This window comes from Cobetia sp. AM6 (genome assembly GCF_009617955.1).
Lineage (GTDB): Bacteria > Pseudomonadota > Gammaproteobacteria > Pseudomonadales > Halomonadaceae > Cobetia > Cobetia amphilecti.
The window spans coordinates 1838503-1852421 of sequence record NZ_AP021868.1 but is presented as its reverse complement, the minus strand read 5'-3'; the positions used below and the strand labels follow the sequence as shown (position 1 = coordinate 1852421).

The following is a 13919-nucleotide window of genomic DNA, read 5'->3' as shown; positions in this document are numbered from 1 at the left end:
GCGATTCACTCTGCAGCCGGACATCATCCCTGACACATCACATGAGACCGTCTCCTGGGCTCACGTCCTGGCGTTGCGACTTCTTGCGCCTGCTACCTGCATCGCGTCTTCCATCTTCGTCCATGTTCTTCTGCCCAGCGCTCAGACGATGCCCAGCCCGTGTGACGTCTTGCAGGGCATCGGCAGGTATGCGCTTTCGTCTTCCCGGTCACGCTTCATCCAGGCGCGCCACAGCGTCCCGACTGATACGATCACGCTGGGCACCCGACAACTCCTGCAACTTGCCGGCGCGCATCTCGAACAATCTATCCGCTTGCCCGAAATAATGATCATCGTGACTGATGGCGAAGACCGTCTTGCCCATCTCGCGCAGACGCGGCAGCAGATCACGATAGAAGATGCGGCGGAATTGCGGGTCCTGATCTGCCGCCCATTCATCCAACAACACGATGTCGCGACGCTCTGCCACTGCCATCAACAGCGCAAGTCGCTTGCGCTGCCCTTGAGACAGCTCGGTATTGATCACACGGTTTTCCTCAAGCACCAGCTTCTCGCGCATCTGCAGGTAGTCGACCCACTGCGCGATCAATGCCGGGTCTGCCGGCCCACCGGTCGGACCCAGCAGGCGATCGAACTGATGGAAATCAGTGAAGACCGCCGAGAACTGCTGACGCCAGGCTTCCCGCTCGTCTTCGCCTATCGGGTGCCCGTCCCGCAAGAGCGTGCCTGAGCTTGGCCGATAGAGGCCGGTCAGAAGCTTGGCCAGGGTCGACTTGCCACTGCCATTGCCACCGATCAGGAAGACCAGCTCTCCGCGCCTGAGGGTAAGATCCAGCGGACCGACGCAGAAGGCCTGCGTGTCATTGTTCGCAATGTCCTGTCCCATATTCTCGCGGCCGGCGTAGCGAAAGCAGACACCCTGTAGACTCAGGGTCTGCCAGTCAGACTCGGCCGAAGTGCCTGCGGTTGAATCATGTCCGCGCGGCTCAGGATGTCGAGGAGACGCGAAATCGGCGTTGACCGGTGCCAATGCCAACTTGCGCAGCTTGGCAAAGGCCACATCAGCCCCCAGCAAGGTGGGCAATGCCCCCACGGCCTGGATCAAGGGCGTGCGCAGAAACAGCAGAGTCAAGGAAAAGGTCGCGGCGACTTCACCACTGGCCCATCCCAGGCCATTGGCCAGATAGAAGACAATACCGATGGCGCCCAGCATCATGATGTTGGAGAAGTTGACGGCGCTCAGGTGGTAGGTGTCCGCGCGCACGACGTGATGGCGATACTCACAGGCATTGACACTGTAGCTGGTGTCGAAATAGTCACGCGCACGTGGACGATTGAGCGCCAGCTCCTTGCGCCCGTCGATGACAGCTTCATAGTCGGCATAAAGGCGACTCTCCGCTTCACGCACCTCGGCCAGGTGGCGATAGACTCGCGTGACCATCCAGCTGCCCCCCATAATGGTCAAGGTCACCCAGATGGCGGTGATCAACATCATGCCGAGAGACAACCAGCCAAGATAGAACACGGCTCCTAGGGTCAGCACGATGCCTTGTACCAGTTCTGGCAGGCGCACGAACGCCAGGGTGATGTTGCGGATGTCACTCGAAAGACTCGCCAGCAGGTTGGCGCTGCCGAGCTGCTCGAGCCGCTCGATATCAGTATCGAGGATCTGCTTGACCAAACGCCCGCGCAGTCCATGCACGAAATGATGCCCCAGCGTCGTCAATGCCAACTGTGCCCCCAGCGTGATCGCAAGCAACAGCAGAATCAGCCCAAGAAACTCCGGAAGCACCCCGACATGGGCCGCAAGCCCCTCGTCCAGGGGGACGGTGGCAGAATGCGCGATGAGTCGCTGGTTGATATAGGCAATGACACCGATGCCTAGCCCTGCACTGACAAGGCTCAGAAAGATCACACCAAGAAAGGACCAGCGATATTGGGTAAGAACCACTTTCAGTAACGTCACACCTGCTCCCGGACATCATGGCAATCAGACCGCCACCAAAAGGCGGCGACGCAGGTCATGTGACTGCGCCGAAAGAGAATCTTACGGCGCGCATACTTTAATGCAAGAAATAATGAGAAATATTATCACTACGGAATAACGACTATAGATGCCGTCGCGCGCCCCCCCCCTCTTCTTGCACCACTCCCCGATAGGAACACCCCCGCTCATGGGCCACTCCTGTGGCCGTAAGCCTCACCACAGCATCATCTGACGATCCAGCAGCCGATCGAAATCATCGTCGACGAACGGCAGGATGCCATCGGCGACGGGCTTGAGCTGACGACTCAGGTAGTGCTCGACATCAATGGGCGAGCGCAGATATTCGACGGGTTCCGGGCCGGAGGTGGTCATCACATAGCGAATCCAGCCGCCGCGCTGATAGCGTAACGGCAGGCCCCGCCGGCGGTTCTCGTCATCCGCCAGACGCGCCGCACGGACATGGGGCGGCACGTTGCGCTGATAATCGTCGAGCTTGCGCCGCAGTCGCTTGCGGTAGATCAAGGCCTCGACATCCGTGGTGTCCGCCGCGCCATGGGCATGGCGTTGCAGGTAATCCTGCACGTAGCCTTTCAGATACTCCTGATAGGGGCTGCCTTCGAAGATGCGGCGATAAAGTCCCTGCTGGAAGGTCTTGGCCAGCGGCGTCCAGTCGGAACGCACCGACTCCAACCCCTTGAACACCAGTTCCGTCTGGCCGCTGCAGCCTGTCTGTTGCAGTCCGGCGTAGCGTTTCTTGCTGCCCTCTTCGGCCCCGCGAATGGTCGGCATCACGAAGCGCTGATAGTGGGTCTCGAACTGCAGCTCCAACGCGCTGTCGAGATCGAGACTGTCCTTGAGATGCCGTCGCCACCAGTCGGTGACATGGGCCGCCAGCTCACGGCCGATCCGGCTCGCCTCGGCTTCCTCATGCGCAGCGCCCAGCCACACGAAGGTGGAGTCGGTATCGCCATAGATGACGCGATAGCCCTGCGCCTCGATCAACTCCACCGTCTGCTGGATGATCTGATGGCCACGCCGCGTGATCGAGGACGCCAGCCGTGGATCGAAGAAACGACAGCCGCGTGATCCCAGCACGCCGTAGAAGGCATTCATGATGATCTTGAGCGCCTGGGTCAGCGGGGCGTCACCCGCCGCGCGGGCGGCGTCACGTGCTTGCCAGATCTCGGCGACGATGCCTGGCAGACAATGTCGATCACGCGAGAACCGCGCGCCGAGAAAGCCGGGCACACCGGCCTCAGGGGCATCATCCGAGCTGTTCTCCGACCCACGCAGCCCTTCGATCAGGCCCAGCGGGTCGATCAGGAAAGTGCGGATGATGGAGGGATACAGACTCTTGAAATCCAGCACCAGCACCGAGTCATAAAGCCCGGGCTGGGAATCCATCACGAAGCCGCCGGGGCTGTCCTCCCCCACCACGTCTCCCAGATTGGGCGCGACCTTGCCCAGCCGGTGCAATCTCGGCAGATACAGATGCGTGAAGGCCGCCACCGAACCACCGCTGCGATCTGCCTCAAGCCCCGTGGCTGCCGCCCGCGCGAGCAGAAACTCCATCAGTCGCGTCTTCGTGAAGATGCGCGTGACCAGCTCGCAATCCTTGAGGTTGTAGCGCGCAAGGGAAGGCTTGTCCTCGGCGAACATGCGCAGAATCTCGTCCAGCCGGCCATAGGGGTCATCGATGGCCTTGCCTTCCTGCAACAGCTCACGCGAGACATTCTCGAGGCTGAACGACTCGAAATGCCAGAAGGCTGACTTGAGCGCCTCGATGCCATCCACCACCCAACGCCCGGCGATCTCGGCAAAGAAGTGCTCGGCCTGGCGGGAATGAGAGCGCCACTGCATCACGCTGGCGTCACGCCCCAGTCGCAGTGGCAGACCTTCGGCCTCTGACAGCCGCACCAGCATGCGCAGATCGAACTGGATGACGTTCCAGCCGATGATGACATCCGGATCATGCCTTGCGACCCAGTCCAGCAGGCATTGCAGCAACTCACGCCGGCTATCGCGGTACTCCAGCGAGAAATCGCGGCTGACGTTCTCCTCGCCATTGGGGGGCCCCAGCATGTACACCTGACGCTGTCCGCAGCCCTCGAGCGCGATGGAATACAGATTGCCCCGCGCATCGGTCTCGATATCCAGCGATGCCCAGCGCAGCGGTGGCCGATAGCCCTCAAGCGGTGTCAGGCGCGCATTCTTCACGCTGCCATCAGGCTGGCGCTCGCCGCGTGCCGTGACGCCTGCCGTGATGAAACGCTCCATCAGGTAGCGGTCCGTCGGACGAACATCCGCTTCATAGACGTCGACGCCAATCGCCTTCAAACGGCGCGCCAGCTGGCCCAGGGTGCGATATTCACGACAGTAGAGCCCCACCACCGGGCGATGGTGGAAGTCTTCCAGTGCCAGCGGACGCAGCTCGGCGCCGGCCTCAAAGCTCACCAGTGTCTGAGCCAGTACCTGCTGTTCGGCGGGCAGGAAAGCGACGACTTCCTGGGGTGCACATTCGACACGTACGGCGCCTTCGTCGGTGCGAATCCAGAAGCTGATCACCACCCCCTCGGGCGTGTCCCGCCAATAACGTGTCAGCACGAAGCCATGAAGTTCAACAGGAGCGTGGCGGGAATCTTCGGATGCGGCCTCTGGCACTGCATTACCTTTACGTTGAATATACGAATGCCGGGCAGGATGAGAGCAAGACGCGTCTGCATCCTCATACGATAATATGAATTCTGTATCGTACAACATCCGGCGTGAAGCCTGAGCTTGACGACGGAAATACCGTGCCTTCCCGGCGACAGGATGGATGTCTGCGGCAAGGAATGCCTCTCCCGAGATAGCGGCACCCCACAAGGAGCCTGCGTCATGCAACGCTTTGAGATGATTCAAACCCTGCTGGGCCAGATGCTGGGCCAGATCGACGACATCATCTTGCTTGCAGATGATCAGCGCCACATCACCTACCTGAATGACAGCGCGGTGAAGGCATTCGGCTACCCGCGTGAAGCGTTGATCGGCAAGCAGACACGTATGCTGTATGCCTCCAGCGATGAGTTCGAGCGCCAGGGGCAGAGGCGCTTTCGTGTCGATGCCCCGCCCGAAAAGGAAGGTCGAGTCATTCGCTATCGACGCCAGGATGGCACCTATTTCTATGGGGAGACGCTCGGCGGCCCCATCAAGGACCCCACCAGCGACAACATCTTCATGTTCGGGCTGATCCGCGATGTCTCACGCCGCGTGACGGCGGAACATACCCTCCACAGCCTGCATGCCATCACCTCATCACGAGAACTCAACTTCAATGCTCGCATCGACGAGCTGCTGAAACTGGGCTGCGCCCATTTCGGCCTGCCGATCGGTATCTTCAGCCGCATCAAAGGCGGAGATTATGTCGTCCAGCGTGCCTGTCACCCGGAAGACCTGCTGGAGCCGGGACTTAGTTTCTCGCTCAGCGATACCTATTGCGATCACGTCTACAAGGCCGATAGCGTACAAGCCTTCCATCATGTGGCAAACAGTGAAATCAGAAATCACCCCTGCTACGCCAACTTCAACCTGCAAGCCTACATCGGGGCGCCGGTGATCGTGGATGGTGAACGCTACGGTACCTTCAACTTCTCAAGTCCTGACCCTGTACCGCCCTTCACCGCTCAGGACATCGAGCTGGTACGTCTCATCGCCTTGTGGGCCGGCCACGAAGTCGCGCGTGCCAATGACATCAATGCCTTGAAGGCAGCTCATCAGGCGCTCGAGAAGATCGCGATCACCGATCCGCTGACCGGCCTCTACAATCGCCGTCATGCCCAGCAAGTACTGGATGACAGCATCGCGGCACTGGCCACCGCCGAGGTTGACCACCCCCTGTGCGTGGCACTGCTGGATTTCGACCATTTCAAGAAGATCAACGACAATCATGGCCATGACGCCGGTGATCTTGCCTTGCAACACTTGAGCGTGCTCGCCGAGGAGATTCTGCTGCCCGGCGACACCCTCGCCAGATGGGGGGGCGAGGAATTCCTGGCGATTCTGCCTGACTCGCTGCTCAGTGACTCGGCCACGCGCATCAACCTGCTGCGACAACGCATGAAGGACAGTGTCGTGGAATACGCTGGCCAACGTCTGCCCCTGTCATTGAGCATCGGGATGACCTGCCTGGAACCCGATGACAGTGCCACGCGCGAGCAGTTGATCGCACGCGCCGATGAAGCCATGTACGCGGCCAAGGAAGAAGGACGCAACTGCCTCAGGATGCTGTAACGCAATGATTCGTGAATTGCTCCGTCCTGCCTGTCCTGATCAGGAGCGCCAAGCAGGACGGAGCCCGCTCACCAAAGCCCGCTCACCAAAGCCCTCTCACCGAAGCCCTCTCACCGAAGCCCTCGCGCCGAAGCCCTCGCGCCGAAGCCCTCGCGTCATGCCATCCCCCCTCTCGCACTCAGGTAGCGAACACGCTAAGGTCAGGCCCATCCCCTACTGCTGAGCCACCCGACGTCGTCGTTGCCTATCCTCATGCCTTCACACGATTCCAGCGCTACGCCGCCCGATGCGTCCTATGCCTTCGGCCTTCCGGAAGACGGCGTGTTGTCTGACCAGCCCACCAGCATCGCGCCCTTGACCGCCACCCTTGCCTCGCCTGCCCCCGCTGACCGTCACCAACTCGGTATCTTCCTGCTGCCGGGCTTCGCGATGGTCGCGTTGTTCTCGATGATCGAGCCGCTGCGCATCGCCAATCGACTGCGCGGAACACGCCTGTATCAGTGGACACTCGCAAGCCAGGATGGCGCGTCGGTCAAGGCCTCCAACGGCATGGTGCTGCCGGTGGATACCGCACGTGATGACCTCGCCGCAGTGGACAAGCTGGTGGTGTGCACCAGCTTTGCCCCGGAAGCCTATCTGGAAGACCGCACCTTGCACTGGCTACAGGAGCGCTCCCATAGCGGCTGCCAGCTCGGCGGCGTAGACACCGGCTGCTTCGTGCTGGCGCGTGCCGGCCTGCTCACCGGCAAGACGGTGACGCTGCATTGGGAAAGCCTGCCGGAATTCAGCCAGCGCTTCGATGAGGTGGACGCCGTGGAGTCACTGTATGAAATCAGTGACGATGGCTTCTTCTGCGCCGGCGGCAGCGCCCCGCTGGACATGAGCCTGGAGCTGATTCGCCGCCAGCATGGTCAGACGCTCTATCAGGCGGTACGCGAACAACTGATTCTCGATCAGGGCCGCCTGCCGGCCAGCCGCCAGCGCGGCATCAGTCAGCAGACGGCCGATCTGGCCGACCCGCTGCTCAGGCGTGCGATCACGCGCATGGAGAACACCCTGGAGGCCCCGCTCAGCATCGAGGCACTCGCCGAGGAGCTCGGCCTCTCATGGCGCCAGCTGGAGCGCCGCTTTCAGCAAGGGCTCGGCTGCACGCCTCGCGCCTATCATGGGGAGCGTCGCCTGCTGCACGCACGCAGCCTGCTTCACGATACCCGCCATGGCGTCACCGATATCGCCCTGGCCTGCGGTTTCACCTCGCATTCGAGTTTCACCCGCGCCTTTCGCCGTCGCTTCGGCATTACCCCGACCCAGGCACGCCGTCAGCCACCACGTCCTCTGATGTGATCCACGCTCGATACCCGCAACGCGATGTCGAATTGGGCACAGTCGGTGTCGAATTGGGCACAGTAGCGAGCGCCGTGGGCTGCCATTCTGTCGGGGAATCGCTCACCTGACAGAAGGAAGGACTCTCCATGGCGCTCCCGATCACACCCGATTACGACAGCTGGCCAATTGACGAGACTCTCGTGAAGGTCGTTCACGAAGCACGCTATCTGAGCGTGACCTGGAGCGATGGCCGCGTCAGCCGTTTTCATAGTGTCTGGTTGCGCGAGAACGCCGCGGACGATACCACCGTCAATCCGGCGACGCGCGAACGCATTCTGGACCTCTCCCAGATTCCCGCCTGGCCGGAAATCGCCGAGGCCAGCATCGATGAGGACGGCGCACTCAGCGTACTGTTCACGCCAGAAGACCGCCGCCTGCGCTTCCACCCGGGCTTCCTGCGCGCCAATGACTATGACAACCAGGACGCGCTGCCGCCGGAACTGCCGCCGCTGACGCTCTGGCACGGTGAGCAGCTGGAACAGCCGCCGACCATCGATGCCGCCCGCCTGGCCGAGGCCGATCATGGCAGCGCGCAGGAGGCGGAGATTCTGTATCCGACCCTGCACGAACTGCTCGGCAAGGGACTGGTGCGCCTGCGCAACCTGCCGACGGAAGAAGGCGCCATCGAAAAGGTCGCCGAGCGCATCGGCTCGATCCGCACCACCAACTTCGGCCACCTCTTCAATGTCCGCGCAATCCAGAACCCGGATTCGAACGCCTATACCTCCATCGCCTTGCCGCCGCATGTGGACCTGCCGACCCGGGAATATCAGCCGGGCCTGCAATGCCTCTACTGTCTCGAGAACACCGTGGAAGGCGGCATGGCGGTGATGATGGATGGCTTCGCCATCGCGGCGGCGCTGAAGGAAGAACACCCCGAGGCCTACGCGACACTCACCACGGTGCACTGGCGCTACGCCAATACCTCGCGCAATACCGATCATGTCTGGTATTCGCCGATGATCGTGCTGGGTCAGGCAGGAGAACTGCTGGAGGTGCGAATCGCCGACTTCCTGCGCGGGCCGATGATGGCGCCGTTCGAGCAGACCGAGACCGCCTATGAGGCACTGATGACGCTACAGCGCATGTTGCGTGAGCCGCGCTTCGCCATGCGCTTCACCTATGCCCCCGGCGACATGGTCATCTTCGACAATCGCCGCCTGCTGCACGCCCGCGATGCCTTCGAGGGCGACAGCGGCAGCCGCTGGTTGCAAGGCTGCTACCTGGAACGTGACGAGGTGCGCTCTCGCTATCGCATGCTCAAGCGTGCCGAACGCGCCGAGCGGGTCGAGGAAGCTACCCAGACGGCGTGATTCGGCACGGCATGCCTCTGCTCGCGAATTGGCTCACACATCAGCTCACGCCGATGGCCGGCATGAGAATGAGAACGTGCGGGGGAATCAGGGCGTGCGTGGCGTGATGACGAGCGTGAAGCCGGGGTCCTGCGGGATCAGGGGCGGCAGACAACGCACCTCATGACCAGGCAACTGGCGGGCAAGACATCGGGTCAGCGTCGCAGGTTCACAGGCGCTGACCCATGCCGGCCTATCAGGCTTCTCGCCCCGCCAGTGGACGGCATGCATGCCCCATTCCGGCTCCAGCATGTGACGTGACAGGGTCTGCCAGGCCAGTTGATGGCGACCGCTGCCCGACACGATGCGCGTGGACAACGGCAGACGTTCGACATCACAGGCATCGATCACGATTCGCAGGCGTGGATGACGAAGAATCACCTCGACGAGTCTCGCGAGTTGCTCGCCCTGCTGCCAGTTGGCACTGATGCGACAGCTGATCGCCACGCAGGATGCCGGCGTCTCTGCCAGCACATCGAGAATGTCGCCGTGCACCACCTCTTCAAGCTGAGGCCGGCTCTGGCATCGTACGCCTGTCAGGCAGGTCATGTTGTTTGCGGCTGGCCGTGTACGTCACTTCCGATGCCTGATGCTGGCCCTGGCCTCAATGTTGATGCTCTGCATCATGTGATGAGTGAGGATGATCCTCAGCCCGACCACTGTCCTTCGGCTCATGATTCTCTTTCGGCTCATGACTGCCCTCCGGCTCATGGCTGTCTTGTAAATCAGCAGGCCCATCAGCTTCCCTAGCGTGATGTGGTTGGCGGGTGTCATCGTCATGATGCGATGACGGTGATTGTGCAGTCTCGCCTCCGCCATGTTGATGACCATCACTTGCTGCCACAAGAGCCGTATAACGAGCAGCACTCATGTCCGGTAGCTCTTGCATGAAAGCGACCATCTGCCAGATATATTCATCCTGCATGCTCTTGCCCCATGCCGGCATTCCGCTGGCTTTTATCCCATGCTTGATGACCCAGAAGCGCTCTTCAGGCTCACCATGCATATCCGAAGATACAAAATTCGGTGGACTGGGGTAAAGCCCCTTGCTGAGCTCTGTCTCTTGCATGCCTGGCGCGAGATGGCAGGAGGCACACATCGATGCATAATTGCCGGCCCCCGCCACTTTCATGGCTTCATCATCGAGGGGTGGCGCGGCGATATCACTCGCGTGGCTTTCGATCGAACGTTCACGCGCCGTTTCAAGAATTCCATGGACCCATGACCCATGCGGATCATCTGCCGCGACACTGACGACGCCGGAGTAAATGACTCCGGCCCCTGCTGCCAGCAGCACCATGAATGCCAGACACATCCCCAACAATAATTTCTTCATGTCGCCCCCCTTTTAGACGGCAAGAATAGTCAATGACAAGGCTGTCAACCAAAGCGAAAAAAAAGGCCGACGAATGCCGGCCATCAACACGATCCAGAGTGACGCCTTATTTACAACACAACATCAATGAATAATTTTCAAATATCGCTCAGCAATTTACACTAAACCTATCATTGATCATCTTTCGCCATAACCACCTCTTATTCAAAAGCAACATTTAGAGAATAGCTACGCCCATTTTCGTCAGCCGAACCACTTATTGAATTTCCTGCGACCTCCAATTGGTAATAGCCTTCTTGGACATCCTGCTCCAGTGAAAAATGCCCATTATCATCAGAGGCTGTCGCGACGACATTTCCTTGTGGGTCCCGTAGCACAGCAGTCATCAGGTTGTTCTTACTCGAATCAGCTGCAAAATGTCGACTGCTGATCTTTAGAACTGCATCATGTTCAACGGCTATTTGGAAACGCAATGGCTTTCCAGCCACAAGTCCATATGTTTCTGAAACTCCAGCCGAAAGAGTCGGAAGACGGCTATGCTCATCATTGGCCTGCGTCACAGCGGTAAAAAAAGTCATGGTAGCAGCAAGTAACAGCGTTGATGTTTTCATGAAAATCATCTCTTTATGGGTTCACTTATCATCATGGCAACACAACCTGAAAACATCCTGAAAATGGAATAGATTATCATCACATTGTACAAAACCATAAGACATAGTCTCCCAATCAAAAGGCCATTCTGCATATTCATGTAAAACATGATCACGCAACTACACCACCGCTATTCAATTGAAAAATGTCACTGCCATCCTGACTCCTCTAGAACATCATGCGCACACCGACCACGACAGCCGTATCCTCCACATCCTCACCTTCTTCACGCTGCATATCGGCGGTTTCGCCATACTCTCTCTGCCAGTACATGCCGACGTAAGGCGCTACCCGCCGAGTTATCTCATAGCGTGCACGCAAGCCGATTCGTACTGAGTTGAGGCCCGTCCCAATCCCCTGCTGCCTGGACTCATTGGCAGCGAACACCATTTCACTACGTGGCTGTAGATACCAGCGCTGGGTCAGGCGCACATCATGTTCAAGCTCCAGGCTGGCAGTCACGATACCTTCCTCTCGGTACTGCACTGCGGCATCCGTCTCGATCCGGTAGGGGGCGGTCCCCTGAAAGCCGAAGACCCCATATACGCCTTCATCATGATCATCGTTGAACACACCACCCTGATAGCCAGCTCCAACCTGGAACTCCCAGAAATCGGCAACCAGGCGACTGTAGAGAAGCTCAAGGGATTCAAACTCGGCTTCTTCACCATCGCCTTGGACATTCTCCCCTTCTGACTTGAGATAGACGCGGTGGGTATCTCCGCCATACCAGGCCTGAAAATCCCACACCAGGGAGTCCTCTCCCTTGTCCGGAAGGCTATATTCCAGGCGATCGAAAACTGCGCTCCACTGGAGATGTTCGGCCATGGGCGATGGCCATGACGCCGGGGCATCATATCCATCCTGGGCAAATGCCTGGGAGGCACCAGCACTGGAGAATAGACATACCGTCACGCAGGCAAGACGAAATGAATGCTGACTGATTGACATGATGACTCCTCAGGAAACCTTTACGACACGGAACATACCTGCATCCATGTGGTACAGAAGATGACAATGGAAAGCCCAGCTACCTTCTGCATCGGCAGTGATCAACGCTGAGACGCGCTCACCGGGTTTGACATTCAAGGTGTGCTTGCGAGGGATCAGGTCACCGTGGCCATTCTCGAGCTCCATCCACATCCCATGTAAATGAATGGGATGCTCCATCATGGTGTCATTGATCAAGATGAGACGGAGGCGCTCATCTTTATGAAAATGAATAGGGCCATTGACTTCACTGAACTTCTTGCCATCGAAGGACCACATATAACGTTCCATATTGCCGGTCAGATGCAACTCCATCTCGCGCATGGGCCCACGTCTGTCCGGCCATGGTGAATAGGCCTTGAGATCCTGATAGACCAGTACACGACGCAGCGACTGGTCCAGACCGATTCCTGCCTGGTCATAACGAGCCCCTTGCTGAGCAGCACCCGCCATCAGCATGCCGCCCTGGGCTGCATCGGCTTGCAGGCCAGTCATCTTCGAATGGTCCATACCTGCCATCTGCGAATGGTCCATGCCCGCCATCTGCGAATGGTCCATACCTGCCATCTGCGAATGGTCCATGCCTGCCATCTTCGAATGGTCCATGCCCGCCATCTGCGAATGGTCCATGCCTGCCATCTTCGAATGGTCCATACCTGCCATCTTCGAATGGTCCATGCCCGCCATCTGCGAATGGTCCATGCCCGCCATCTGCGAATGATCCATGCCCGCCATCTGCGAATGATCCATGCCTGCCATCTGCGAATGGTCCATTCCAGCATGAGCGCCCATGGCCTCCATCCCGCGATCAGCGATCTGCCGTCGTTCAGGTACGGGCGCCTCCATTCCGGGGCGGGGTGCCAACGTGGCTCGCGCGTAGCCACTGCGGTCCATGGCTTCGGCGAAGATGGTGTACGCCTTGTCATCTTCCGGTGTCACCAGCACATCGTAGGCTTCCGCCACGGCAATACGGAACTCATCCACTTCAACCGGTTGCACTGGCTGACCATCTGCCGCCACCACGGTCATCTTCAAGCCGGGAATGCGTAAATCGAAGTAGCTCATTGCCGAGCCATTGACGACACGCAGACGCACTGTTTCCCCACGCTTGAATAGCGCGCTCCAGTTTTCTTCTGGTGAATGACCATTGAGAAGATATGTATAGGTACTGCCGGTGACATCGGCAATATCCCGTGAGCTCATGCGCATCTCTGCCCACATGCTGCGCGACTCGATCGTGTCCACCCAACCACCCCGTCGTACATCCGCAAAGAAATCAGCGACGGTGCGCTCCTGGTAGTTATAGTAGCCTTCCATGGTCTTGAGATTGCGAAATACGGACTTGGGGTCTTCGAATGTCCAGTCAGTCAGCAGCAGGACATGCTCACGATCATAGGTGAAGGCTTCGGGTGTTGCGGAGTCGATGATCAATGGACCTGCGTGGCCTTCCTGCTCCTGGAGGCCTGAATGACTGTGATACCAGTAGGTACCGCTCTGAGTGACAGGAAACCGGTAGGTAAAGGTTTCGCCCGGTGCTATCCCTGCGAAGCTGATACCCGGCACGCCGTCCATTTCCGGAGGAAGTATGATGCCATGCCAGTGAATGGAGGTTGGCTCATCGAGCAGGTTTGTCACCTTGATGACAGCATCCTGCCCCTCCTTCAAGCGCACCATGGGCCCGGGACTACTGCCATTGATGCTGATAGGACGAGCGAATTGCCCGGCAATGTCGATGTCTTCACGTCGAATGACAAGAGAGATCTCGGGCCCATGCTCAACCCCTTGGGAGTAACCTGATGTGCGCCCCCAGGGGTTGGCCCAGGCGGGTGCCACGCCTGACACCATTGCGCCCAGCCCCAGGGCAGAACCTCCCTTGAGCAACTGACGACGTGATACAGAAAATTCAGACGGTTTTGGTGCCATGGCCGTTGCTGCTCCCGAGTCATGA

At 59.1% G+C, this 13919-nt stretch carries 10 protein-coding genes; 3 read left to right on the top strand and 7 right to left on the bottom strand.

All coding sequences use genetic code 11. The annotated features are described in order from the left end of the window. Positions 1–208: 208 nt before the first annotated feature. On the bottom strand, positions 209–1966 hold the full coding sequence (locus CLAM6_RS07930; RefSeq protein ID WP_153635673.1) for a multidrug ABC transporter permease/ATP-binding protein: 1758 nt from the start codon (positions 1964–1966) through the stop codon (positions 209–211). A gap of 234 nt (positions 1967–2200) precedes the next feature. After that, entirely contained in the window at positions 2201–4648 is a 2448-nt protein-coding gene (locus CLAM6_RS07925; RefSeq protein ID WP_277876253.1) for a DNA polymerase II, read from the bottom strand. 216 nt (positions 4649–4864) lie between these two features. Between CLAM6_RS07925 and CLAM6_RS07920 the strand changes: the two genes are divergently transcribed. The 3 genes from CLAM6_RS07920 (at position 4865) to CLAM6_RS07910 (ending at position 8955) form a co-directional block, all read left to right on the top strand. Continuing rightward, positions 4865–6256, top strand: a complete 1392-nt coding sequence (locus CLAM6_RS07920) for a sensor domain-containing diguanylate cyclase (protein WP_172978653.1) — start codon at positions 4865–4867, stop codon at positions 6254–6256. 252 nt (positions 6257–6508) lie between these two features. After that, positions 6509–7600: a GlxA family transcriptional regulator gene (locus CLAM6_RS07915; RefSeq protein ID WP_242007781.1), complete on the top strand. Its 1092-nt coding sequence runs from the start codon at positions 6509–6511 to the stop codon at positions 7598–7600. 128 nt (positions 7601–7728) lie between these two features. Continuing rightward, positions 7729–8955, top strand: a complete 1227-nt coding sequence (locus tag CLAM6_RS07910; protein ID WP_153635670.1) for a TauD/TfdA family dioxygenase — start codon at positions 7729–7731, stop codon at positions 8953–8955. Between the two features lie 87 nt (positions 8956–9042). Here the strand turns inward: CLAM6_RS07910 and CLAM6_RS07905 are convergent, their stop codons facing one another. The 5 genes from CLAM6_RS07905 to CLAM6_RS07885 all read right to left on the bottom strand — a co-directional run bounded on the left by CLAM6_RS07905 (position 9043) and on the right by CLAM6_RS07885 (position 13894). After that, a complete protein-coding gene (locus CLAM6_RS07905) occupies positions 9043–9489 on the bottom strand; it encodes a hypothetical protein (protein WP_153635669.1) in 447 nt (148 codons plus the stop codon). Between the two features lie 109 nt (positions 9490–9598). Beyond that, positions 9599–10330: a c-type cytochrome gene (locus CLAM6_RS07900; RefSeq protein ID WP_153635668.1), complete on the bottom strand. Its 732-nt coding sequence runs from the start codon at positions 10328–10330 to the stop codon at positions 9599–9601. A 200-nt stretch (positions 10331–10530) separates the two neighbouring features. Further along, complete coding sequence (locus tag CLAM6_RS07895; protein ID WP_153635667.1) at positions 10531–10941, bottom strand: hypothetical protein; 411 nt, start codon at positions 10939–10941, stop codon at positions 10531–10533. Between the two features lie 208 nt (positions 10942–11149). After that, positions 11150–11932, bottom strand: a complete 783-nt coding sequence (locus CLAM6_RS07890) for a copper resistance protein B (protein WP_084589316.1) — start codon at positions 11930–11932, stop codon at positions 11150–11152. 9 nt (positions 11933–11941) lie between these two features. Then, complete coding sequence (locus CLAM6_RS07885) at positions 11942–13894, bottom strand: copper resistance system multicopper oxidase (RefSeq protein ID WP_153635666.1); 1953 nt, start codon at positions 13892–13894, stop codon at positions 11942–11944. Between the last annotated feature and the right edge of the window lie 25 nt (positions 13895–13919).

Excerpts from the sequence above, each read along its gene's own strand:
- CLAM6_RS07920 (WP_172978653.1), top strand. The coding sequence starts at position 4,865 with ATGCAACGCTTTGAGATGATTCAAACCCTGCTGGGCCAGATGCTGGGC.
- CLAM6_RS07895 (WP_153635667.1), bottom strand. The coding sequence starts at position 10,941 with ATGAAAACATCAACGCTGTTACTTGCTGCTACCATGACTTTTTTTACC.
- CLAM6_RS07910 (WP_153635670.1), top strand. The coding sequence starts at position 7,729 with ATGGCGCTCCCGATCACACCCGATTACGACAGCTGGCCAATTGACGAG.
- CLAM6_RS07885 (WP_153635666.1), bottom strand. The coding sequence starts at position 13,894 with ATGGCACCAAAACCGTCTGAATTTTCTGTATCACGTCGTCAGTTGCTC.
- CLAM6_RS07890 (WP_084589316.1), bottom strand. The coding sequence starts at position 11,932 with ATGTCAATCAGTCAGCATTCATTTCGTCTTGCCTGCGTGACGGTATGT.
- CLAM6_RS07900 (WP_153635668.1), bottom strand. The coding sequence starts at position 10,330 with ATGAAGAAATTATTGTTGGGGATGTGTCTGGCATTCATGGTGCTGCTG.
- CLAM6_RS07915 (WP_242007781.1), top strand. The coding sequence starts at position 6,509 with ATGCCTTCACACGATTCCAGCGCTACGCCGCCCGATGCGTCCTATGCC.